Here is a 21,881-nt window from a genome sequence, read left to right on the forward strand (position 1 = left end):
AGTGGCTGCGCGGGCGCCTGTAGGGACGTCGTAAGAGCCCTTCCTTAGTTCGTCGATCGTCGTAGTACGGTATGTCTCGTACTAACGTCGTCGGCGGCTCCCGCCCGGCGGCGCGGTCGTTCCTGCGAAACGGAGTCCGGCGTGAGCGCCCTTTTCGAGCCCTACGTCCTGCGGTCGGTGACCGTGCCCAACCGTGTCTGGATGCCGCCGATGTGCCAGTACAGCGCGGCGCCGACCGGTCCGGACGCCGGGGCCCCCACCGACTGGCACTTCGCCCACTACGCGTCCCGGGCGGTCGGGGGTGCCGGGCTCGTCCTGGTGGAGGCCACCGGGGTCAGCCCCGAGGGCCGCATCAGCCCCGCCGACCTCGGCATCTGGAACGACCGCCAGGTGGAGGCCTTCCGGAGGATCACCTCCTTCCTGGCCGACCAGGGGACGGTTTCGGGAATCCAGCTGGGACACGCCGGACGCAAGGCATCGACCGACGCCCCCTGGCGCGGCGGCGGCGCGCTCTCCGAGGCGGACGGCGGCTGGCAGCCGCTCGGACCCAGCCCACTGGCCTTCGACGAAGGCAGCCCCGTCCCCACCGAGCTGACTGTTGATCAGATCAAGGACGTGGTGCGGCAGTTCGCCGAAGCCGCCCGGCGTGCCCTCGCCGCCGGCTTCCAGGTCGTCGAGATCCACGGCGCCCACGGCTACCTGATCGGCGAGTTCCTCTCCCCGGACAGCAACCACCGCACCGACGCCTACGGCGGCTCCTTCGAGAACCGCACCCGCTTCGCGCTCGAAGTCGTCGACGCCGTACGGGAGGTGTGGCCCGAGGAGCTTCCGCTCTTCTTCCGCATCTCCGCGACGGACTGGCTCACCGAGAACGCCGACGACCCGCGCGAGGGCTGGACCGGCGACGACACGGTCCGCTTCGCGACGGACCTCAAGGCGCACGGCGTCGACCTCCTCGACGTCTCCACCGGCGGCAACGCGCCCCGGGCGCAGATCCCCGTGGGCCCGAACTACCAGGTCCCCTTCGCCGAGCGCGTCCGGACCGAGGCCGGTCTGCCGGTCGCCGCGGTCGGCCTCATCACCGAGCCCGTGCAGGCGGAGAAGATCCTCGTCGACGGGCAGGCGGACGCCGTCCTCATCGGCCGGGAACTGCTGCGCGACCCCTACTTCGCACGCGACGCCGCGCGGGAACTGGGCGGCGACGTGCGTGTACCGCCTCAGTACGGCCGCTCGGTCTGACCCGTACACGGACACTCCCCGGCCCGCGCCGCCGGGCCGGGGAGTGCTTCCGTAGCTCCCGAGCGGCCGGGAAGGCCCGGGGAGTGCGGGCTCCTCGGTAGGCTGGCCGTGATGCCTACCACCCAGGGCCCCACCTTCCGCGAACTCGCCGTCCAGGCGCTCTCCTCGACCGAGCGCGGGTACGACCTGCTCGCCCCGAAGTTCGACCACTCGCCCTACCGCACCCCGGACCGCGTCCTCGACGCCGTGACGGAGGCGCTCCGGCCGCTCGGGCCGTTCGCCCGCGGGCTGGACGTCTGCTGCGGCACCGGTGCGGGTATCGGCGTGCTGCGCCAGGTGTGCCACGAACGGGTCACCGGCGTCGACTTCAGTGCGGGCATGCTCGCCGTCGGCCGGTCCTCGGTTCCGGACGCACCCGCCGGACCGCCCCGATCCGCGAACTCCGCGGTCCCGGTGCCCGGATCCCCGGTCGACTGGGTGCGGGCCGACGCCCGGGCCCTGCCCTTCGAGGCCGCCTTCGACCTGGCGCTGAGCTTCGGCGCGTTCGGACACTTCCTGCCGTCCGAACGCCCCGCGCTCTTCGCCCAGGTGCGCGCCTCGCTCCGGCCCGGTGGACGGTTCGTCTTTCCGGTGGGCGCCCCGCCCGCCGTCGGCTCGCGCGCGTACTGGACGCTCCTCGGGTTCGACGCGGCGATGCGCGTGCGCAACGCCCTGTGGCGCCCGCGCTTCGTCATGTACTACCGCACGTTCCGGCTGCCCGACGTCCTCACCGACCTCGCGGCCGCCGGTTTCTCGGTGCGCCTGAGCCCCCTCGCGGGCCTGGGGGCGCGCCCGGACGGCACCCCGCGGGCCCGGCTCGTGGTGGCCACCGTCCGATGACCCGCACCGCGTACCCGTCCCGGTGGCTTCCGTACCATGGAGACCTTCGGACGAAGTGGAGCCCACAGTGACCCCCGCCACCCACACCGTGCTTTCCGCGGCGTCCCTCACCCGGGGGCGCACCGCGGCGCCCGGCGGTACCCGTGTGCTCGCCCATCCGTCCCTGGAGGAGATCCGGCTCGAACACGTGCTGCACGCGCTGGCCGATCCGATACGACTGTGCATCGTCCGGCAGATGGCCGTCGCCCGGGCCGGGCTGGCCTGCTCGTACTTCGAACTCCCGGTCGCCAAGTCGACCCTGACGCACCACTTCCGCGTGCTGAGGGAGAGCGGGGTCATCCACCAGATCTACCGGGGCACCGCGAAGTTGAACGAACTGCGCGGGGACGACCTGGAGAAGCTCTACCCGGGCCTGATCGACAGCGTCCTGCGCGCGGCCGACCGGGAAGCGGTACGACTGCCGGGAGCCTGACCGGCGGGCCCTTGGGCCGGTCGGCGGAGCACCCGAGGGCGCCCGGCGGGACCGGTCGACAAACTCCCGGACCGGCCGGGGGGCGTGAGCACCGCTGTGCCCGGTGCTCCCGGCAGCGGGTCAGGTCTGCAGCGCCCGCATCCGGTCGACCTCGGCGGCCTGCTGCGCGGCGACATCGGTGGCCATCTCCTCCACCCGGACGTTGTTGCCGTCGGTGAGCGCCTCCGTGGCCATGGTGATGGCCCCCTGGTGGTGGGTGATCATCAGGCGGAGGAAGAGCTGGTCGAACGCTCTGCCCCGCGCCGCCTTCAGGCGCGCCAGTTGTGCCTCGGTCGCCATGCCGGGCATCGCGGCGTGATCGTGTGCCGCGCGCTGTTCGCCGTCGTTGTCTTTCAGCCAACCTCGCATGGCCTCGATCTCCGGCCTCTGCCCCGCCGCAATGCGCTCCGCGAGCCGCTGGACCGAGGCTGAAGCGGCATGCTGCTGGGCGAGTTCCGTCATGACGAGGGCTTGTTCGTGGTGGTGGATCATGCGCTGCACGTACTGGTAGTCGGCGGAGTTCGGGGTGTCGGCGACCGTCTCCTTCCGTGCCTCCTCCGCCGTGAGGGTTCTGGCCTCCTCGCCCGGTTTCCCGGGGGCGACGACACTCTGGCCGGTGCTCTTCCGGGACGACTCGTCCTCGTCCCCGTCGCACGAGGACAGGGCCAGCACGGATGTGAGGACGGCCACGGCCAGGGCTGTCGCGCCCGGGCGGATCGTCTGTCGGTCGAACAGCACGGCGGCCTCCGGTTGCCAAGTGGGGGGTTGGTGACCAACAACTAGCATGCTTCCACGCCATGTTGATCAAACACTTTCATTACGTCTCTGTTGCCGCCTGTTGATGTGTACATGGAAGAAGCCATACTTCCACCGACCGAGAACCGTTCGACCCCGAACGGAATCAAGGGAGGACGAAGTGACCTTGTTGCACACCACCCGCGTGCGACGGAGACGACTGGGCGCGGCAGCCGCCGCGGCCGGACTCATCGCGACGCTGCTGACAGCCACCAACGCCGTCGCGTCACCCGACCCCGGCGACACGACCGCCGCCACTGCCGCCGTGTCGGCGGACACCCGCGCCGAGGCGGAGGCGGCCCTCGCGAACGGCGGCATACCCGGAGTCGACGAGATCGTCCACAGCGGCAACATCGAGCACCTCGCCAACGTGCCGAAGGACGCACTGCTGGGCCTCAACACGGACCTGGCCTTCCAGGGGAAGTACGCCTTCGCCGGCAACTACGACGGCTTCCGCATCTTCGACATCGGCAACCCGAAGAAGCCGAAGACGGTCGCCCAGGTGCTCTGCCCCGGTTCGCAGAACGACATCTCGGTCTCGGGGAACCTGCTCTTCCTCTCCACCGACTCCTCGCGCAGCGACAACTCCTGTGCCAGCACCACCCAGCCCGCCACCGAGAAGTCCTCCTGGGAGGGCATCAAGGTCTTCGACATCAGCGACAAGCGCCACCCCGAGTACGTCGCCTCCGTCGAGACCGCCTGCGGTTCGCACACCCACACCATCGTCCCGAAGCGCAACGACGTCTACGTGTACGTGTCCTCGTACTCGCCCAACGCGGCGTTCCCGGACTGCCAGCCGCCGCACGACGGGATCTCCGTCATCAAGGTGCCCCGCAAGGCGCCCGAGCAGGCCAGGATCGTGAACTTCCCGGTGCTCTTCCCGGACGGCGGCAACCCGGGAGCCCCGGACAACCCCGGTGTCTCCAAGACCACCGGCTGCCACGACATCACCGTGCTGCCCTCCGAGGACCTCGCGGCGGGCGCCTGCATGGGGGACGGCCTGCTGTTCTCCATCAAGGACCCGGCCAATCCGAAGATCATCGACCGGGTGCAGGACAACGTGAACTTCGCGTTCTGGCACTCGGCCACCTTCAACCAGGACGCCGACAAGGTCGTCTTCACGGACGAGCTCGGCGGCGGTGGCGCCGCCACCTGCAACGAGAAGATCGGACCGAACCGCGGCGCCGACGGCATCTACGACATCGTCGGCAGGGGCGACCACCGCAAGCTGGTCTTCCGCAGCTACTACAAGATCGACCGCTACCAGGCCGACGTCGAGGTCTGCGTCGCCCACAACGGCTCGATCATCCCCGTCAAGGGCCGGGACCTGATGGTCCAGGCGTGGTACCAGGGCGGCATCTCCGTCTGGGACTTCACCGACTCCAGCAAGCCCGAGGAGATCGCCTACTTCGAGCGCGGACCCGTCAGCCTCGACGCCGTCACCACGGCAGGACCCTGGTCGGCGTACTACTACAACGGTTACATCTACTCCAACGACATCGCCAAGGGCCTGGACGTCCTCGCCCTGCACGACCGGCGGACCGACCCGGCGAAGCGGGTCCGGCTCGACGAGCTGAACGTCCAGACGCAGCCCGACTACTTCGACCGCTGACCCGCGGCGGAAGAACGGCGGCGTCCGCCACGCGGTCCGCCGGGCTCCGGCCCGGCGGACCGCAGCGCGCCGAGCGGTCACTCCAGTCGGCGAGTAATCCGTTGACCGCCGCAGGATGTGGGGAGAAGCTGGAGCCCGCTGATTCCGGCGGCGCAGGGGATCGCCGGAATCAGATCACCTTCCGGTGGCCGGGCGGTGCTCCATGCAGACGAGCTCCCGCCGGTCCTCCCAGGACTCGACCGCGGTGAAGCCGTGACGGACGTACAGCGCGATCGCGCCGGTCCGCCAGCTCCAGACGGAGAGGCGCACCGCACGGACGCCGGTTTCCCCGGCCGCCGCGAGCGCCTCCCTGATCAGACCGGACGCCACGCCGCCGCCGCGGAAGGCGGGGCCGACCCACAGCCGCTTGATCTCCGAGCGCCCATCGCCGTCGGCGGCGGTCAGGATCGCGCACCCTGCGGCGGTGTCGTCGTGGAGGGCCAGCAGCACGAGGTCGCCGGCGAACGCGGTGCCCGGGGAGCGGATCTCGGACAGATACCGCTCGGGGAGGTCCTCCGTACCCACGACGCCCAGGCCCTTCTCCTCCTCCGTGCGCAGGTGGTAGGCGGTGAGGAGGCCCGTGAGGCCGTGCGCGGGGGAAACCTCGGCGCCGGGAAGGCGCAGGGTGCGAAAAGCGGGGCGGTCGTTCATCCCGGAATGGTCGCACGGACTCCGGCGCGCGCCGGGCCCCCAGGCTCAGGCCGCCGGTCGCCGGGTGCTCGTCCCCGTCGCGGCGGCCCATTCGACCAGCAGCCGCTGGTACGTCGCCTCGTCCGCGGCGCACAGCACGAGGCCGTCCGAGCGCTGCAGCAGCTCGCGGATCTCCTGGTTGATCACCGCTGCGGGACGGACGGAACGTGACGAGGTGGGAAGACAGGACATGCCCACCAGGCTACGGGGCCGAATCAGGCTGTCGGGCCGCCTGGCGGGCGGGACATCTCACACCTGCCGTCCCTCGTACGGAGCAACCTTTTCAGGCCGGGTCCGTCACCAGTCCCAGGCGCCGCAATCCGTCCGGCCGCTCGGTCACCGGCAGGTGGTCCACGAAGCGCACCCCGCACCCCAGTGCGGCAGCGCCGCCGTCCGCGTGACGGTCGTCACCGACCATCACCACGTCCTCGGGACGCAAGGAGAGCCGCTCGCATGCGGTACGGAAGAGCCGCGCGTCCGGCTTCTGCACACCGTGCTCGAAGGAGAGGACGTACGCGTCCACGAACTCGTCCAGCCCGTGGGCCCGGAAAACGGGGCGCAGGTCCCAGCCGATGTTGCTGACCACCCCGACCGCCGTGCCGTTGGCCCGCAGCCCGCCCAGCACCTGGGCCGCGTCCGGGTAGGGGAGCCAGGCGTCGGGAGACATGTGGCGTGCGTAGAGCGCGTCGTGCGTTCCCTCGCCGGGCAGTCGGACCTCGCGCGCCAGCCCCGTGTACGCGGCACGGTGCAGCTCCGCGCTCTCGTCGCGTGCCGCGTACACCTCGGCCAGAGCGGCCGGTACGCGCGCCGGGGCCGGCCCGCCCGGCAGCGCTCCGGCGTCCGTCAGCTCGCGTACGTACCGGTCGAAGCTCTCCTCGTCGGTCACCGTGCCCTGCTCGTCGAATACCGCGCGGAGCCAGGAACCGACCGACTCGATGCGGAAAAGGGTCCCGGAGAAGTCGAAGAGAACGCCCTTGATCGTCATGGTGGCGATCTTGCCGTGGTCAGGATCGGTGCGACAAATTCCCCGTCCGGCTCCAGCCCCGGCCGGACCGCGCGAGGAACGCCGTGTGACCAGCGATGGAGAGCGCCACCACGCCCACCCCGAGCAGCACCCCGGCCACCACGTCCGAGAGCCAGTGCACACCCAGGTAGACCCGGGTGAAGGAGACGCCCGCCACCGAGAGGCAGGCCACCGACACGGCTGTGCCCCTGACCGCCGGTCCCGCCCGCCACAGCAGCCACAGCAGCAGGCCGCACCCCACCGTCGCCGACATCGCGTGGCCCGAGGGGAACGCGGCGTACTGCGCGGAATCCACCGGGTCCTGCCACTGCGGGCGCTCCCGGCCCACGGCCGCCTTGATCCCCTGCTGGAGGAGGGTGGAGAAGACCATGGTCCCCGCGATCCAGCAGGCGAGCAGCCGGGCCCCGCGCCACCACAGGGCCACGACGGCGACCGTGATCAGGGCACGCGCGGTCCAGGGGTCCCACACCCAGTCCGTCAGCACCCGGGCGACCCGGACCTCTCCGGGCCGGGTGACGGCACGGCGGTGCAGCCCCTCGGCGACGGCGTGGTCCACGGTCATCAGGGGCGCCCAGGCCGTGGCCACCATCACCAGCAGAGCGAGGGCGAGCGCGCCGCAGACCGCCCCGGTCCCCACCGCACGCGTGACCGTCGCAGACCCGGAAGGCCGCACGGGGACGCGGTCGGGAGTGGACATGCGGCGATTTTCGCCGAAGGCACCCGCTTCCGGGTGGACGCCGCCCCGTGCGGAACGCCGGGGTCGGGGTGGCAGTGCCCCCGCGCCCCTACGGCCGAAGGGTGCCGATCGCCGGCACGAGCGCCACCAGAAGCGGGACGAGCGGGACGAGTGAAGCGGCGGCAGTGAGCCGGAGCCGGTGCCCGGCGGTCAGCCGTTCCACCGGTTCGAGCAGCCTGTTCACGCGGCGCGGCACCTGTCCGGCCTGGGCGTGGCACGGGTCGAAGACGCCCCGGTCCTCGTTCAGTCCGACCAGGGCGAGGGCGGTCGTCAGCCGTCCGAAGCGCCGTGACGCCACGTCGTCGGCGGCCAGTTCGATCAGCCGGTGCATCTCGTCACGGAACGCGGCGAAGACCGGTACCTGCGGGAAACCGTTGGCCAGGGCGGCCGAGCAGTGCAGCAGCCAGTCGTGCCGGGCCCTGGCGTGGCCCTGTTCGTGGGCGAGGACCGCGTCCAGCTGACGGCCCTTCAGGCGGACCAGCGCGGCGGTGGTGATGACCAGGCGTGGGGTCGAGCCGGGCAGCCACCAGGCGTCGGGGCGGGGTCCTTCCAGGATCACCAGCCGCGAGTCGCCGGGCTCCTCGCCGTCCAAGTGCGGTGAACGTACCAGCAGTTCGGCCCGGCTCAGACTCCTTCGCCTGCGTGCACGGCCTACCTCGCGCAGCAGCATCGCCCCGCTCCACACGCCCCCGAAGGCCAGCACCACGGCCACCACCGCCGACCAAGGGCCGTAGCCGGCCAGGGCGTAGGCCTCGACCACCGCGTGCGGGGCCGGCGCGAAGACATGGCCCCGGACCGCCTGCCAGGCCGCCGCCGCGCTGAATGTCATCGACAGGGCGAAGGAGACCAGCACCCCCGCCACCACGCACTGCCAGACCCACAGGGCCACCACGGGCTCGCGCTCCGGCCAATGGGCCCGCGCCATCAGGCGGGGAGCCACCACGGCGGTCAGTGCGCCGAGCATCAGCAGGGCGAGGGAGACCAACATGCGGCCAGCCTATGAGCGCGCGGAACGCGCCGATATGGCTCCGGCCGTCAAGTGACGTACGCCACGGCGCGCGGACGCATGGAAGCGCACGGCGTGCGCGGAGAGCGCGGCGCCGGAGAGACCCGCCGGGCACGCGGGCGTCAGAGGCCCGCCAGCATCGCGAGCATGGCCAGGCCCATCGTCACCCGGCAGGCGAGTGCCAGTTCGGGCCGTTCGGGCCGGGTGTGCCCGCCCCCGGCCACCAGGCCTGCCCCTGCGCCTGCGGCGACGGGTATCAGGCGTCCGGCGGCGCCCAGGACGTAGAGCGCGTAGTAGAGGAGGAGCGCCCCGGTGAGCAGGGGCAAGCCCGTCCCCGGAGTGCCTGTGCCGTGCCCGGCGTGCGGGCTGCCCTCGGCGCCGGCGCCGGGCGCCATGGCGAGGGCCATGTAGACCATGGCCAGCGAGCCGATCAGATGGTGGAGATGGTGGCCGCCCCTGCGCGCCGCCCAGACGGACCGCAGGGCGGCTCCGCCGAAGAGCACCGTGTACGCCGCCCAGGCCCACCCGGGGGGCGTGAACAGGACGGCCGGAACGGCCATCGCGGCCATGCCGAACCCCATGAGCGCCTCGGCGTGAGCGACTCGCCGCGCCTCCCCGGTCCCGGCGCACGCCTGCAGCAGGCAGTAGGCGCCCGTCGCCGTGCACAGCACCATGAGCAGCCAGCCGGACAGCGCCGGTCCGTGCACGGCACACCTCCCCTCCGCCGAAGTTGTCCCGTACTCGATTCCCGGCGTGTCACCGGGACAACCCGGCGCACGGCGGCGCACGGGTGCATAAAGGGGAGTGACCGTGTTCGTGGTGGGCTCAGGTGATCGGGTTACCCTCGTGCGCGACGCCGGAGCAGAGGTCCGGCGTCGTAGCAGAGCACCGCCCGGCGGGCGAGCCCGAAGGCACCTGCCGCAGGCGGAGAAACGGAGACCGTCCCATGGAGATCGCCCCGCCGCGCGTCACGCACCGGCTCACCTTCCGCGACGCGGCCGAGGACGACGTGCCGGCGCTCGTCGAACTGGTCGAGTCCGCCTACCGGGGTGAGTCCAGCCGCACCGGCTGGACCAGCGAGGCGCACATGCTCGAAGGGCGGCGGACCGACGACGCGGAGGTGCGCGAGATCATCGCCACCCCCGGCGGGCGACTGCTCGTGGCCGAACGCGACGGCACCATCGTCGCCTGCTGCCAGCTCGAACACCGCGGTGACGCGGCCTACTTCGGAATGTTCTCGGTCCGCCCGGGCCAGCAGGGCGTCGGGCTCGGCAAGACGGTCATCGCCGAGGCGGAGCGGGTGGCCCGCGAGGAGTGGGGCGTCACCGGGATGCAGATGACGGTGATCTCCCTGCGCGCCGAGCTGATCGCCTTCTACGAGCGCCGCGGGTATGCCCGTACGGGCCGCATGAGCCCCTTCCCGTACGGCGACGAACGCTTCGGGACTCCCCTCCGCGACGACCTGGAGTTCGAACTGCTGGTCAAGGAGTTCGGGACCGAGGAGTCCGGGAAAGACGAGCGGTAGTTACCGCCCTTCTCGCTCCCCTTGCTTCCCCGCAGGCCCTGCCGGACACGGCAGGGCCTCCGGCCGTTCACCGCTCCGCGACGCTCAGGCCCGGCGGATCTCCGGACGGTCGGTCGTCGCCCCGTCGAGCCCGAACGCCCTTGCCAGCGCCAGCTGTTCGGGAGTGTTCACCACCCAGGCGATGACCCGCAGCCCGGCCTCGCGTGCCTGCTCCACGGTCTCCAGCGTCAGCCGCCGGATGTTGAGCGCGAGCGTGGCCGCGCCCGCCGCCCGGGCCCGCTCCACCACGTCCGGTCCCCAGCGGCTCGCGATCAGCACGGTCGGCAGGCCCGGCAGCAGCCGGCCGGTCTCCGCGACCGCCTCGTCGTGGAAGGACGACACCTCCACCCGTCCCGTCAGACCCCGCCGGGTGATCACCTCGGCCAGCGCCCGGGCCGCCGCGGCGTCCTTGATCTCCGCCTGGACCGGCGAGTCCACCGTGTCGAGCACCTCCTCGAAGAGGGGTACCCGCTCGCCCTGCCCGGCGTCCAGCTCGCGCAGTTCCGCCAGCGTCTTGTCCGCGATCCGGCCCGTTCCGTCGGTCGTACGGTCCACTTCCGCGTCGTGCATCACGACGAGCGCGCCGTCCTTGCTCAGGTGCAGATCCAGTTCGATGGCGTCCATCCCCTCCCGCTGCGCCCGGACGAAGGACCGCAGCGTGTTCTCCGGCTCGACGCCCATGAGCCCGCGATGACCGATGGTGACGAAGGGCAAGGCACTCTCCTGATTTCTCGCGTGGCCCGGTCGCGTTCCTCGCACCGCCCCGGCCGCCGGAGCGAACCTACCCAGCCGTCGGGACGGCACGACGCGAGTGACGGAAGTAACGTGGTTCTGAGAAGTCGCAGGAAATTCCGCGGTGACCATGGAGTCGGACAGGATAATTTATTGGATCTTACTTGTCCTGGGGAACCGTGCCCGGATACGCTCGCCGAACGCGAGGTTCTGTGGAGGAAACGGCTATGACGGAAATTCTGGTACACGACGTCCCCGGAGGCGGCGCGGTCGCGGCCGGGCGGGTGGTCGACCACCCTGCGTGGCCCGTGCTCAGGAACGCCGTGGAGAAGATCAGGCCCTGGCAGTCCAAGGACGGCTCGATCGACTTCGAGGCGGAGGGCGCCCCCGACGCGGCCGTCGTGGATGCCGCTCTCGGCCGGATCATCGGTGCGGTCGAGGAGCTCTCCCCCCTGCTGCCGCACGACGCCGCCTACCACCGTGCCCTCGTCGGCGATCTGCGCCGCTGGGCCGAGGGCGGTTTCGGGGTACCGGACTTCCTGGACTCCCTGCTCGCCTTCCAGCCGGCCAAGAACCGGGCGGACGGGCTCCAGCATCTCGTCGTCTTCGCCATGTACACCCAGAACGGCAACCCCGACCGCAACCTCGAAGCGGTGGTGCTCCGCATGGTCTGGCCCGAGTGGCTCGCCGAGCTGGAGGCGACCCGGTACGACAACCCGATGTTCTGCGGCATCACCTTCGAGGGCTTCACCTCCGGGTACGACACGAACTCCGCGGTGCTCTTCCCGGAGACCATCGCCGTGCGCGAGGCCCCCGAGCGTTTCAGCTGGGGCGGCATCTTCTGTGACCGCGAGGCCGCCCGCTTCCGCCGGGTCACCGAGGCCGCCGTCGGCCTGCTCGGCCTGGAGCTGCCGGCGGACATCCGGGAGATGGTCGGTGACCAGCAGCGCTGTGAGCAGGCATTCGTGCTCTGGGACATGGTCCACGACCGCACCCACAGCCACGGCGACCTGCCGTTCGACCCCTTCATGATCAAGCAGCGCCAGCCGTTCTGGATGTACGGACTGGAGGAGCTGCGGTGCGACCTCACCGCCTTCAAGGAGGCCGTGAAGCTGGAGGCCGACGGCTTCCCGCAAGGTCGCGACGTCCAGTACGCCGTCCTCTTCGACCGCATGTTCCGCTTCCCCGTCACCGGTGAGCGGGTGCGCAACTACGACGGCCTCGGCGGCCAGCTGCTCTTCGCCTACCTCCACAAGCACGACGTCGTCCGCTGGACCGACAACACCCTGAAGATCGACTGGGACCGCGCCCCGCAGGTCACCAACCAGCTCTGCGGCGAGATCGAGAAGCTCTACCGCGACGGCATCGACCGTCCCAAGCTGGTCCACTGGTTCGCCGCGTACGACCTGGTCGCCGAGTACCTCTCCCCGCACCCGGGCTCGCGCTGGGCCAAGGGCCCCGACGCGCTGGACCTGACACAACCGCCGCGGAAACTCGTGGACGACGTGCTTCCGGACGAGTTTCCCCTGAGCATGTTCTATGAGGCGCTCTCCAAGAAAATGAAGCACGTGATCGCGTCCACGGTGGGGATCACCGCGGCGAGCGCCGAGCAGGTGGCCGCGTGAGCGAGGGTCCCAAGGAGGCGGTGGCCATGAACGGTGTCCGTAGCGAAACCGGCCCACTCGAAGGCGCGGTGATCGCGGTGGCCGGTGCGGCCGGTCCGGCGGGCCGTGCCACCCTGCTCCGCCTCGCCGAGGCCGGAGCGACCGTCGTCGGGGCTGACGCGCACCCGGAACGGCTGGCGGAAGCGGTGGACGCGGCGCGGTACGCGCACGGCGGGGCCAGCGTCACCGGGGAGACCGTGGACCTGCTGGACCCGGCCGCCGCCCGCGAGTGGGCCGACAAGACGGAGACGGAGTTCGGCCGGATCGACGGCCTGGTCCACCTCGTCGGCGGCTGGCGTGGCAGCGCGAACTTCGCCGAGACCAATCTCTCCGACTGGGACGCGCTGGAGAAGCTGCTCATCCGCACCGTGCAGTCCACCTCGCTCGCCTTCCAAGCGGGCCTGGAGCGCAGCGACCGGGGCCGTTACGTCCTGATCAGCGCCTTGGGTGCGACCCGGCCCACCGCGGGAAACGCGGCGTACGCGGCGGCGAAGGCCGCTGCCGAGGCGTGGACGCTCGCCCTCGCCGACGCCTTCCGCAAGGCGGGGGGCGAGGAAGGGCCCAGGACGGCTGCTGCGATCCTGGTCGTGAAGGCACTGGTGCACGACGCGATGCGCGCCGAGCGCCCGACTGCGAAATTCGCGGGATTCACCGACGTGAGCGAACTGGCCGAGGCCATCGCCGGCGTCTGGGACCGACCCGCACCCGATGTGAACGGAAAGCGCCTGTGGCTGACTCCGCAACCGTAACGACCGACGCGCGTCGTCATCACGACCCGGAGATACGCGGCTTCGCCAGTGACAACTACGCCGGTACCCACCCGGAGATCCTGGCCGCCCTCGCCCTCGCCAACGACGGCCACCAGGTCGCCTACGGCGGGGACGTGTACACGGACCACCTCCAGGACGTCGTACGAGGCCACTTCGGCGAGGCTGCCGAGGCCTACCCGGTCTTCAACGGAACCGGGGCCAACGTGCTGGCCCTCCAGGCCCTGGCGGACCGCTGGGGCGCGGTGATCTGCGCGGAGTCCGCGCACATCAACATGGACGAGGGGGGTGCTCCGGAGCGCGTCGGCGGACTGAAGCTCCTCACCGTCCCGTCCCCGGACGGCAAGCTGACGCCCGCGCTCATCGACCGCCAGGCGTACGGCTTCGACGACGAGCACCGCGCGATGCCTCAGGTGGTCTCGATCACCCAGAGCACCGAGCTGGGCACGCTGTACACCCCTCAGGAGATCCGCGAGATCTGCGACCACGCTCACGGACTCGGGATGAAGGTCCACCTCGACGGCTCCAGGATCGCCAACGCGGCGGCCTCCCTGGACCTGCCGATGCGCGCGTTCACCACCGACGCGTGTGTCGACGTGGTCTCCCTCGGCGGCACCAAGAACGGCGCGGTCTTCGGCGAGGCCGTCGTCGTGCTCAACCCCGACGCGGTCCGCGCGATGAAGCACCTGCGCAAGACGTCGATGCAGCTGGCCTCCAAGATGCGCTTCGTCTCCGTGCAGCTGGAAGCCCTGTTCGCGGGTGACCTCTGGCTGCGCAACGCCCGGCACGCCAACGCGATGGCCCAGCGCCTCGCCGAAGGCGTCCGTGCCCTGGACGGGGTGGAGATCCTCTACCCCGTGCAGTCCAACGGTGTCTTCGCCCGGCTGCCGCACGACGTCGCCGAGCGGCTCCAGAAGCGCTTCCGCTTCTACTTCTGGGACGAGGCCGCGGGTGACGTCCGCTGGATGTGCGCCTTCGACACGCGCGAGAGCGACGTGGACGCCTTCGTCGAGGCGCTCGCCGAGGAGCTGAAGGGCTGAAAGGCGTGGCGCAGCCGTAGCGCGTGCATGGATATGCGGTCGACCGGAAAAGTATTTGTCTCCGGTCGGCCGCACTCCTATGCTCTGCGCGTATGGAACTGATCCAGGAGAGCCCGGACCTCGACGCCTATCTCGCGTCGGACGAGGCGATCGACCACCGGCATCCGTACGTACGTGAGACCGCGCGACGCCTCGGCGCCGACACCAGTGACGCGTACACGTACGCCGAGGCCGCTTTCACCTTCGTCCGCGACACCGTCCCGCACTCCGCGGACTCGGGGGACCTCCGGGTGCCCTGGCGCGCCTCCGACGTCCTCGCGACCCGTAACGGCATCTGCTACGCCAAATCGCACGCCCTGGCCGCCCTGCTGCGCGTCGCGGGCATCCCCGCCGCGCTCTGCTACCAGCGGCTCGTGGACGAGGAGGGAGACGTCCCCGTGGTGCACGGGCTCGTCGCCCTGCGACTCCCGGGGCGGGACCGCTGGGCCCGGGTCGACGCACGCGGGAACAGGCCCGGTGTCGACGCGCGGTTCTCCCTCGACCACGAGCGGCTGGCGTGGCCGGTGCACCCCGCACTCGGGGGAGTGGACTACCCCGTCCTGTACGCGGCCCCGCACCCCGAGGTGCTGTCGGTACTGAGACAGGCCCGCGACCGCCACCACCTCGGGGAGACGCTGCCCGGCGCGCTCTGACCGGTGCACGTCCTCGGCCGGCGCGGTCCGTGCGCCGGCCCGGCGGACCGGTCCTGTCCGCGGATCAGCCGCGCTCGCGGACCTCCGCCGCGGTCGGAGCCGTACCGCCGAGGTGCGCGGGCACCCACCAGGTGTCGCCCGCGTCCTTCGGCCGTACCGGATAGGCGCGCTGCGCGGCCTCCAGGAGCTCCTGGACCCCCTCGCGCAGCCGACGGGTGATGGCCCCCGCGTACTGGTCCGCCGGGGCCTCGACCGGAGCGCCGACCCTTATGGTCACCGGGATGTGGTTCCGCCGGAAGTTGCGCGGGTGGCCCTTGGTCCAGATCCGCTGGGTGCCCCACAGGGCCATCGGGATCAGCGGTACGCCCGCCTCCTGGGCCAGTCGGGCGGCACCCGACTTGAAGCTCTTCAGCGTGAAGGACGACGAGATGGTCGCCTCGGGGAACACTCCGATGATCTCGCCGGACCGCAACGAGGCCAGTGCGTGCGCGTAGGCGTCCTCGCCCTGCTTCCGGTCGACGGGGATGTGCTTCATCCCGCGCATCAGCGGGCCGGAGACCTTGTGCCGGAACACCGACTCCTTGGCCATGAACCGGACGAGCCGCTTCTGCGGAAGGGCGGCGAGGCCGGAGAAGATGAAGTCGAGATAACTGATGTGGTTGCTGACCAGCACCGCGCCACCGGTTCTCGGGATGTTCTCCGAACCCTGAGTGTCGATCTTCAGGTCGAGCGCCTTGAACATGGTGCGAGCGGCGCCGATGACCGGTCGATAGACGAGTTCTGCCATCTGGAGAAGACTCCTTCTTCTGCGCCTGGGGAGGGTTCTCCCGGCGGAAGTTACGCGGCCGTAGGTTTTCGGCATTGTGGCGATGGTGCCCCATGTGCGACGCGGTGGCCAGTCCCGATGGACCCGGGCGGCGAGATTCTCATCACGTGCCCCTGCCGGGAATGCGCCGCCGTCCCCCGGTGCTGACGTCCTGCGGGGAACTCCGACGGAAGGACGACGGTGGACAGGACGACGGATGCGCAGAGGCTGGACGCCTCCCAACTCGGCGCGGAACTCGGCACACGGGCGACGCTGGTGCAGTTCTCCACCGCGTTCTGCCAGCCCTGCCGCGCCACGCGCCGCACGCTCGCCGAGGTCGCGGGCATGGTCGAGGGGGTCGCCCACGTCGAGATCGACGCCGAGGCCCGTCTCGCTCTCGTCCGCACACTCGACATCCGCGCCACCCCCACCGTCCTCGTCCTCGACGCCCGGGGCACGGTCGTCCGCCGTGCGACGGGGCAGCCACGCACGGTCGACGTCGTGGCCGCCCTCGGCCGGGCGATATGACGGGCCGTGACACTTCTCCCACATGGCGATACGCACTTGACGGTGACGGGCGAGCATCGTCAGTCTGACGTTATGCCACCGGAAATCCTTCTCTACGGCCGGGTCCACGTCGACCTGGCACGCAACGCGAGCGCGCGCTGTCCGGGTGCCTGAGCACCTACGGACCCGTATGCCCGACTCGCAGAAGGACAATTCCATGACGGCTTCGCCCGAGCTCCGCACCGCCGTTCCCGCCTCTCCCCAGTTGCTCCGCTCGGTCTTCCGGCAGCACGCCGCGGGGGTCGCGGTGATCACCGCGACGGGTGGGCAGCCCGTCGGATTCACCGCCACCTCGCTCAACTCCGTCGCGGCCGAGCCTCCGCTGATCTCCTTCGGCGTGGCCACCTCGTCCTCCAGCTGGCCGGTGGTCGCCGAGGCCGCGCACATAGGCGTGCACATACTCGCCGAGGACCAGGCCGAACTGGCCGCCACCTTCGCCCGCTCCGGGGCCGACCGTTTCGGCCCGGGCACCGACTGGCGCCACGGCCCCGAGGGTGTGCCGGTGCTCGACGGGGTGCTGGCCTGGCTGGTCTGCCGGGTGGTGGCCCGGGTTCCCGCGGGCGACCACTGCATCGTCATCGCACAGGTCGAGGTCGGCGACCCCGAGGGCGGCGGCCGTCCGCTCGTCTACCACGAGGGCCGCTTCACCTCCCTGCGGGACTGACCAGGAAGCTGCCGAGGGGCCGCTCCCGATGCCGTGTCCTTTGATCCGGCATCGGGAGCGGCCTCGTCCGCGGGGGCCCGTTCTCCGGGCCGTCGCGTTGGTCACATCACAGTTCCAAGCGCTTGCTCACTGGGCAGGTGAGGGGTCTACTGGCGAGTAATATTTCGCTCGGTGTGCCGGTCGCCCTGACCGGGAAACCGCCTCCCGGGGCGCCTATGCTGCGAGCAACCGAGGCAGCCCAGAATCCACGATGCAGTAGGAGAGCCGGCGTGAGCTTGAGGATCGTTGTCTGTGTGAAGTACGTGCCCGACGCGACCGGTGACCGGGGGTTCGCCGATGATCTGACGGTGGACCGTGAGGATGTGGACGGTCTGTTGTCGGAGCTGGACGAGTACGCGGTCGAGCAGGCGTTGCAGATCGCGGACGCGGCGGACGACGCGGAGGTCACCGTGGTGACGGTGGGTCCGGAGGACGCGAAGGACGCGTTGCGCAAGGCGTTGTCGATGGGTGCGGACAAGGCGGTGCACGTCGAGGACGATTCTCTGCACGGCAGTGACGTGATGGGTACGTCGTTGGTGCTGGCGAAGGCGATCGAGAAGACGGGTTACGACCTGGTGGTCTGCGGGATGGCGTCGACGGACGGGACGATGGGTGTGCTGCCGGCGGTGCTGGCGGAGCGTCTGGGTGTGCCGCAGGTGACGTTGCTGTCGGAGGTTTCGGTGTCGGGTGGCACGGTGACCGGGCGTCGGGACGGTGACACGGCGTCGGAGGAGCTGGAGGCGTCGTTGCCGGCGGTGGTGTCGGTGACGGACCAGTCGGGCGAGGCGCGTTACCCGTCGTTCAAGGGGATCATGGCGGCGAAGAAGAAGCCGGTCGAGGGCCTGGATCTGGACGATCTGGGGATCGGGGCGGACGAGGTCGGTCTGGCGGGTGCGTGGACGGTCGTGGACGCGGTGGTGGAGCGTCCGGCGCGTACGGCGGGCACGATCGTGAAGGACGAGGGTGAGGGCGGGAAGAAGCTCGCCGAGTTCCTCGTGGGCCAGAAGTTCATCTGACTCTGCCGCGCTCAAGGCGTTCGGGCGGTGTTGTCCGGTCGCCGGTCTCCCTCTCTCTTCTCGTTTCTGATTTCGCAGGAAGTGGATGTTCCATGGCTGAGGTTCTGGTTTTTGTCGATCACGTGGACGGTGCGGTGCGCAAGCCCACGCTGGAGCTGCTGACGTTGGCGCGGCGTCTGGGTGAGCCGGTGGCGGTGGCGTTGGGTGCGGGTGCGGCGGACACGGCGGGTGTGCTGGGTGAGCACGGTGCGGTGCGGGTGCTGACGTCGCAGGCGTCGGAGTTCGCGGAGTATCTGGTGGTGCCGAAGGTCGACGCGTTGCAGGCGGCGGTCGCTGCGGTGTCGCCGGTGGCGGTGTTGGTGCCGTCGTCGGCGGAGGGCAAGGAGGTCGCGGCGCGTCTGGCGGTGCGGATCGGTTCGGGGATCATCACGGACGCGGTGGATCTGGAGGCGGGTGAGTCGGGTCCGGTGGCGACGCAGTCGGCGTTCGCGGCGTCGTTCTCGGTGAAGTCGCGGGTCTCGCGTGGTGTGCCGGTGATCACGGTGAAGCCGAACTCGGCGCCGGTGGAGCCGGTCGCCGGCGCGGGTGTGGTGGAGGAGCTGGCGGTGGAGTTCTCGGCGGGTGCGTCGGGGACGAAGGTGCTGTCGCGGACGCCGCGTGCGTCGACGGGGCGTCCGGAGCTGACGGAGGCCGCGATCGTGGTGTCGGGCGGGCGGGGTGTCAACGGTGCGGAGAACTTCGCGGTGATCGAGGCGCTCGCTGACTCGCTGGGCGCGGCGGTCGGTGCGTCGCGGGCGGCGGTGGACGCGGGCTGGTACCCGCACACCAACCAGGTCGGCCAGACGGGCAAGTCGGTGTCCCCGCAGCTGTACGTCGCCTCGGGTATCTCGGGTGCGATCCAGCACCGGGCCGGTATGCAGACCTCGAAGACGATCGTCGCGGTGAACAAGGACGCCGAGGCCCCGATCTTCGAGCTCGTGGACTACGGCGTCGTGGGTGACCTCTTCGACGTGGTGCCCCAGCTCACCGAGGAGATCAACGCCCGTAAGGGCTGAACACCCCTCCGCCCGCGACGGGTTCGCGGACGGGCGGACGGCCGTGGGCCGGGACCACGCGGACGGCTACCCAGCCCCCGCGAGGACCCGGCCCACGGCCGTTCACCGTTGACGCACCTGCGACCGCCTTATAGCTTCGCCATGCGGATCATCGATTCCGGTGAGCGGAAGTGTCGAGAGCGTGGGGGTGCGGTCATGGGCCGACGGGTTGAAGCGGTGACGAGCCTCGACGACGCGGTGGGCGAGGAGATCGGCGCGTCCCTCGCCGCGGTGGACGCGGAACTCGCACGCCGTTATCCGGGCGACCCCGGCACCCGCCAGCCCGTGCACACGGTGTACGTACCGGCCGACGCCTTCGACGCCACGACCGTACGCTCCTGGGGCGACCGGGCCCTGGCCGCGCTCGACGAACACGCCCCGGACGCGGAGTCCTTCGCCGCCGTGCTCGGCCTGCCCGAGGAGCTCGCCGTACCCGTCCACGACCGCGTACGCGCCAAACTGGAGCGCGAGCCCGTGGAGGACCTGCGGGTGGACTTCGAGGACGGCTACGGCAGGCGCCCCGACGCCGAGGAGGACCAGGACGCCGCCCGCGCGGCGCTGCTGGTCCAGCGGGCGTACGCGCAGGGCTCCGCGTCCCCGTACACGGGCATCCGGACGAAGTGCATGGAGGCGTCCGTACGCGCCCGGTCCATCCGCACCACCGACGTGTTCCTCACCGGGCTCGTACGCTCCGGCGGGCTGCCCGACGGGCTGGTACTCACCCTGCCGAAAGTCACCTATCCGCAACAGGTCACCGCCTTCGTCCGGCTGCTCGACGCGTTCGAGCGGACGCACGGGCTGGACGAGGGGCGGCTGCGCTTCGAGATCCAGATCGAGACCAGTCAGTCGATCCTCGCGGCGGACGGGACGGCGGCCGTCGCGCGGATGGTCGACGCCGCGCGGGGCCGGGCCACCGGACTGCACTACGGCACCTTCGACTACAGCGCGAGCGTGGGCGTCAGCCCCGCCCACCAGGCGAGCGACCATCCCGCCGCGGACCACGCCAAGGCGGTCATGCAGGTCGCCGCCGCGGGCACCGGCGTACGGGTCTCGGACGGCTCCACCAACGTGCTGCCGGTCGGCCCGGCCGACCGGGTCCACCGGGCGTGGCGCCTCCACTACGGCCTCACCCGCCGCGCCCTGGCCCGCGCCTACTACCAGGGGTGGGACATGCACCCGGGGCATCTGCCGACCCGCTACGCGGCCGTGTACGCCTTCTACCGGGAGGGCCTGGACCAGGCGGCGGCCCGCCTCGCCGGGTACGTCGCCAAGTCCGCCGGGGACGTCATGGACGAGCCCGCCACCGCCAAGGCGCTCAGCGGCCACCTGCTGCGCGGGATCGACTGCGGGGCGCTGGACGTCGCCGAAGTCACCCGGCTGACCGGCCTCGCTCGCCACGAACTGGACGCGTACGCCCGAACCGGCCACGGAGCGGCGGCCGGCTGAGCGGGGACGGCGCGCGTCGGCCCGGCGCGCTCGCCCCGGCGCCGTGCGCCGCCCCGGTTCAGGCCGGGGGCAGTTCGCCGGAGCCGCGGGCCACCAGGGTCGTCGGCAGCTCCACCCGCGCCGTGGCGTGGCCCGCGCCCTCCAGGCGGCGGAAGAGGTGCTCGGCCGCGGTGCGCCCCACGGCCGCCGCGTCCTGCGCGATCACCGTGATACCGAGCAGGTCGCCCAGCTCGATGTCGTCGAACCCGACCAGCGCGACCGGCCGTTCGCGGTCGGCGAGCACCCGCACCGCCGTCACGGTCACACGGTTGTTGCCCGCGAAGATCGCGGTCACCGGCTCGGGCCCCGACAGCATCTCCTCCGCGGCGGCGTGCACCCGCTCCGGGGCGGTGGTCCCGAGCGAGACCCACCGGTCGTCGACGGTGATGCCCGCGTCCGCCATCGCCGCGTGGTAGCCGCGCAGTCGCTCCGTCGCCGTGTGGATGCGCGGCTGGTCCCCGATGAAGCCGATCCTGCGGTGGCCGTGGGCGACCAGGTGGGCCACGCCCTGCCGGGCGCCGCCGAAGCTGTCGGAGAGGATCGTGTCGGCGTCCACCAGCCCGGCAGGCCGGTCCACGAAGACGGTGGCCACACCGGCTCTGATCTCCGGCTCCAGGTAACGGTGGTCGTCGCCCGCCGGGATCACGATCAGTCCGTCCACCCGGCGCGCGCACAGCGCGAGCACCAGCTCCTGCTCACGTACCGGGTCCTCGGCACTGGAGCCGTTGATGAGCAGTGCCCCGTGGGAGCGGGCGACCTCTTCCACGGCGCGGCTCAGCGGACCGTAGAACGGGTCCGCCAGATCCTCCAGGACCAGACCGATGGATGCCGTACGGCCCTTACGCAGAACGCGGGCGCTGTCGTTGCGGCGGAATCCGAGGGCGTCGATCGCCTCCTGCACCCGGCGTTCGGTGTCGGGCGTGACCCCGGCCTCGCCGTTCACCACCCGCGAGACCGTCTTGAGCCCTACTCCGGCCCGCGCGGCCACGTCTTTCATGGTGGGCCGGTTGCCGTAGCGGGGCTCGGAATGACGGGCGGTCTCGGCCACAGTGCGCTGTCCTGTCGTAGGGTGCGTCGACACCGGTGTCAACGCCGCGGGGTTTCGGGGCTGTGGCGTCGAGCATAGGCCCTGGACAACGTTGTCATGGCAATACAGACTAAGCAGACCGCAGGGACGGAACCAGCAGGTCCGCCCTTCTACTCATCCGGAGAGCCCAGGCC

General features: G+C 71.1%; 24 protein-coding genes. 14 read left to right on the top strand and 10 right to left on the bottom strand.

The window, feature by feature from the left end:
* Window positions 1-141: 141 nt before the first annotated feature.
* From OHT52_RS29495 to OHT52_RS29505, 3 genes are all read left to right on the top strand, one after another.
* On the top strand, window positions 142-1,239 hold the full coding sequence (locus OHT52_RS29495; RefSeq protein WP_328723224.1) for an NADH:flavin oxidoreductase/NADH oxidase: 1,098 nt from the start codon (window positions 142-144) through the stop codon (window positions 1,237-1,239).
* Between the two features lie 111 nt (window positions 1,240-1,350).
* Complete coding sequence (locus tag OHT52_RS29500; RefSeq protein WP_328723225.1) at window positions 1,351-2,118, top strand: class I SAM-dependent methyltransferase; 768 nt, start codon at window positions 1,351-1,353, stop codon at window positions 2,116-2,118.
* A gap of 88 nt (window positions 2,119-2,206) precedes the next feature.
* On the top strand, window positions 2,207-2,590 hold the full coding sequence (locus OHT52_RS29505) for an ArsR/SmtB family transcription factor (RefSeq protein ID WP_328723965.1): 384 nt from the start codon (window positions 2,207-2,209) through the stop codon (window positions 2,588-2,590).
* Window positions 2,591-2,710: 120 nt separating this feature from the next.
* Here the strand turns inward: OHT52_RS29505 and OHT52_RS29510 are convergent, their stop codons facing one another.
* Window positions 2,711-3,367, bottom strand: a complete 657-nt coding sequence (locus OHT52_RS29510) for a DUF305 domain-containing protein (protein WP_328723226.1) — start codon at window positions 3,365-3,367, stop codon at window positions 2,711-2,713.
* A gap of 178 nt (window positions 3,368-3,545) precedes the next feature.
* Here OHT52_RS29510 and OHT52_RS29515 point away from each other — a divergent pair, with 178 nt between their 5' ends.
* Window positions 3,546-5,036, top strand: coding sequence for an LVIVD repeat-containing protein (locus OHT52_RS29515; protein ID WP_328723227.1), 1,491 nt, complete (start codon window positions 3,546-3,548; stop codon window positions 5,034-5,036).
* A 174-nt stretch (window positions 5,037-5,210) separates the two neighbouring features.
* Here OHT52_RS29515 and OHT52_RS29520 read toward each other — a convergent pair whose 3' ends face one another.
* From OHT52_RS29520 to OHT52_RS29545, 6 genes are all read right to left on the bottom strand, one after another.
* Window positions 5,211-5,726, bottom strand: coding sequence for a GNAT family N-acetyltransferase (locus OHT52_RS29520; RefSeq protein ID WP_328723228.1), 516 nt, complete (start codon window positions 5,724-5,726; stop codon window positions 5,211-5,213).
* Window positions 5,727-5,771: 45 nt separating this feature from the next.
* Window positions 5,772-5,957: a hypothetical protein gene (locus OHT52_RS29525; RefSeq protein WP_328723229.1), complete on the bottom strand. Its 186-nt coding sequence runs from the start codon at window positions 5,955-5,957 to the stop codon at window positions 5,772-5,774.
* A 91-nt stretch (window positions 5,958-6,048) separates the two neighbouring features.
* Window positions 6,049-6,750 (bottom strand): HAD family hydrolase, encoded by a 702-nt coding sequence (locus tag OHT52_RS29530; protein WP_328723230.1) that lies wholly within the window; start codon window positions 6,748-6,750, stop codon window positions 6,049-6,051.
* 19 nt (window positions 6,751-6,769) lie between these two features.
* Entirely contained in the window at window positions 6,770-7,486 is a 717-nt protein-coding gene (locus OHT52_RS29535) for a phosphatase PAP2 family protein (protein ID WP_328723231.1), read from the bottom strand.
* An 88-nt stretch (window positions 7,487-7,574) separates the two neighbouring features.
* Window positions 7,575-8,513 (bottom strand): M56 family metallopeptidase, encoded by a 939-nt coding sequence (locus OHT52_RS29540; RefSeq protein ID WP_328723232.1) that lies wholly within the window; start codon window positions 8,511-8,513, stop codon window positions 7,575-7,577.
* Window positions 8,514-8,653: 140 nt separating this feature from the next.
* A complete protein-coding gene (locus OHT52_RS29545) occupies window positions 8,654-9,238 on the bottom strand; it encodes a DUF5134 domain-containing protein (protein WP_328723233.1) in 585 nt (194 codons plus the stop codon).
* A 239-nt stretch (window positions 9,239-9,477) separates the two neighbouring features.
* Here OHT52_RS29545 and OHT52_RS29550 point away from each other — a divergent pair, with 239 nt between their 5' ends.
* Window positions 9,478-10,056, top strand: coding sequence for a GNAT family N-acetyltransferase (locus OHT52_RS29550; protein WP_328723234.1), 579 nt, complete (start codon window positions 9,478-9,480; stop codon window positions 10,054-10,056).
* Window positions 10,057-10,140: 84 nt separating this feature from the next.
* Here the strand turns inward: OHT52_RS29550 and OHT52_RS29555 are convergent, their stop codons facing one another.
* Window positions 10,141-10,809, bottom strand: a complete 669-nt coding sequence (locus OHT52_RS29555) for a glycerophosphodiester phosphodiesterase (RefSeq protein ID WP_328723235.1) — start codon at window positions 10,807-10,809, stop codon at window positions 10,141-10,143.
* A gap of 245 nt (window positions 10,810-11,054) precedes the next feature.
* Between OHT52_RS29555 and OHT52_RS29560 the strand changes: the two genes are divergently transcribed.
* The 4 genes from OHT52_RS29560 to OHT52_RS29575 all read left to right on the top strand — a co-directional run bounded on the left by OHT52_RS29560 (window position 11,055) and on the right by OHT52_RS29575 (window position 14,990).
* On the top strand, window positions 11,055-12,452 hold the full coding sequence (locus OHT52_RS29560; RefSeq protein ID WP_328723236.1) for a DUF6421 family protein: 1,398 nt from the start codon (window positions 11,055-11,057) through the stop codon (window positions 12,450-12,452).
* 26 nt (window positions 12,453-12,478) lie between these two features.
* Window positions 12,479-13,240 carry an SDR family NAD(P)-dependent oxidoreductase gene (locus OHT52_RS29565; RefSeq protein ID WP_328723967.1) on the top strand — a complete coding sequence of 254 codons (762 nt, stop codon included), beginning with the start codon at window positions 12,479-12,481 and terminating at the stop codon, window positions 13,238-13,240.
* Window positions 13,219-14,298 carry a threonine aldolase family protein gene (locus tag OHT52_RS29570; RefSeq protein WP_328723237.1) on the top strand — a complete coding sequence of 360 codons (1,080 nt, stop codon included), beginning with the start codon at window positions 13,219-13,221 and terminating at the stop codon, window positions 14,296-14,298. Before OHT52_RS29565 ends, OHT52_RS29570 begins: the two co-directional genes overlap by 22 nt.
* Window positions 14,299-14,390: 92 nt before the next feature.
* The gene (locus tag OHT52_RS29575; RefSeq protein ID WP_328723238.1) at window positions 14,391-14,990 is read left to right on the top strand and encodes a transglutaminase-like domain-containing protein; all 600 of its coding nucleotides are present in this window, start codon (window positions 14,391-14,393) and stop codon (window positions 14,988-14,990) included.
* A gap of 64 nt (window positions 14,991-15,054) precedes the next feature.
* On the opposite strand, the gene OHT52_RS29580 is transcribed toward OHT52_RS29575, so the two are convergent.
* Entirely contained in the window at window positions 15,055-15,777 is a 723-nt protein-coding gene (locus tag OHT52_RS29580; protein ID WP_328723239.1) for a lysophospholipid acyltransferase family protein, read from the bottom strand.
* A gap of 219 nt (window positions 15,778-15,996) precedes the next feature.
* On the opposite strand from OHT52_RS29580, the gene OHT52_RS29585 reads away from it, so the two are divergent.
* The 5 genes from OHT52_RS29585 to OHT52_RS29605 all read left to right on the top strand — a co-directional run bounded on the left by OHT52_RS29585 (window position 15,997) and on the right by OHT52_RS29605 (window position 20,621).
* Window positions 15,997-16,323, top strand: a complete 327-nt coding sequence (locus tag OHT52_RS29585) for a TlpA family protein disulfide reductase (RefSeq protein WP_328723240.1) — start codon at window positions 15,997-15,999, stop codon at window positions 16,321-16,323.
* A gap of 196 nt (window positions 16,324-16,519) precedes the next feature.
* Complete coding sequence (locus OHT52_RS29590) at window positions 16,520-17,026, top strand: flavin reductase family protein (RefSeq protein ID WP_328723241.1); 507 nt, start codon at window positions 16,520-16,522, stop codon at window positions 17,024-17,026.
* A gap of 269 nt (window positions 17,027-17,295) precedes the next feature.
* Window positions 17,296-18,081 carry an electron transfer flavoprotein subunit beta/FixA family protein gene (locus OHT52_RS29595; protein WP_328718409.1) on the top strand — a complete coding sequence of 262 codons (786 nt, stop codon included), beginning with the start codon at window positions 17,296-17,298 and terminating at the stop codon, window positions 18,079-18,081.
* 92 nt (window positions 18,082-18,173) lie between these two features.
* Window positions 18,174-19,136: an electron transfer flavoprotein subunit alpha/FixB family protein gene (locus OHT52_RS29600; RefSeq protein WP_328718410.1), complete on the top strand. Its 963-nt coding sequence runs from the start codon at window positions 18,174-18,176 to the stop codon at window positions 19,134-19,136.
* A gap of 195 nt (window positions 19,137-19,331) precedes the next feature.
* A complete protein-coding gene (locus tag OHT52_RS29605; protein ID WP_328723242.1) occupies window positions 19,332-20,621 on the top strand; it encodes a DUF6986 family protein in 1,290 nt (429 codons plus the stop codon).
* A gap of 58 nt (window positions 20,622-20,679) precedes the next feature.
* Here the strand turns inward: OHT52_RS29605 and OHT52_RS29610 are convergent, their stop codons facing one another.
* Entirely contained in the window at window positions 20,680-21,708 is a 1,029-nt protein-coding gene (locus OHT52_RS29610) for a LacI family DNA-binding transcriptional regulator (protein WP_328723243.1), read from the bottom strand.
* Window positions 21,709-21,881: the final 173 nt, after the last annotated feature.

It is taken from the genome of Streptomyces sp. NBC_00247 (genome assembly GCF_036188265.1).
In the GTDB taxonomy this organism is placed as follows: Bacteria; Actinomycetota; Actinomycetes; order Streptomycetales; family Streptomycetaceae; genus Streptomyces.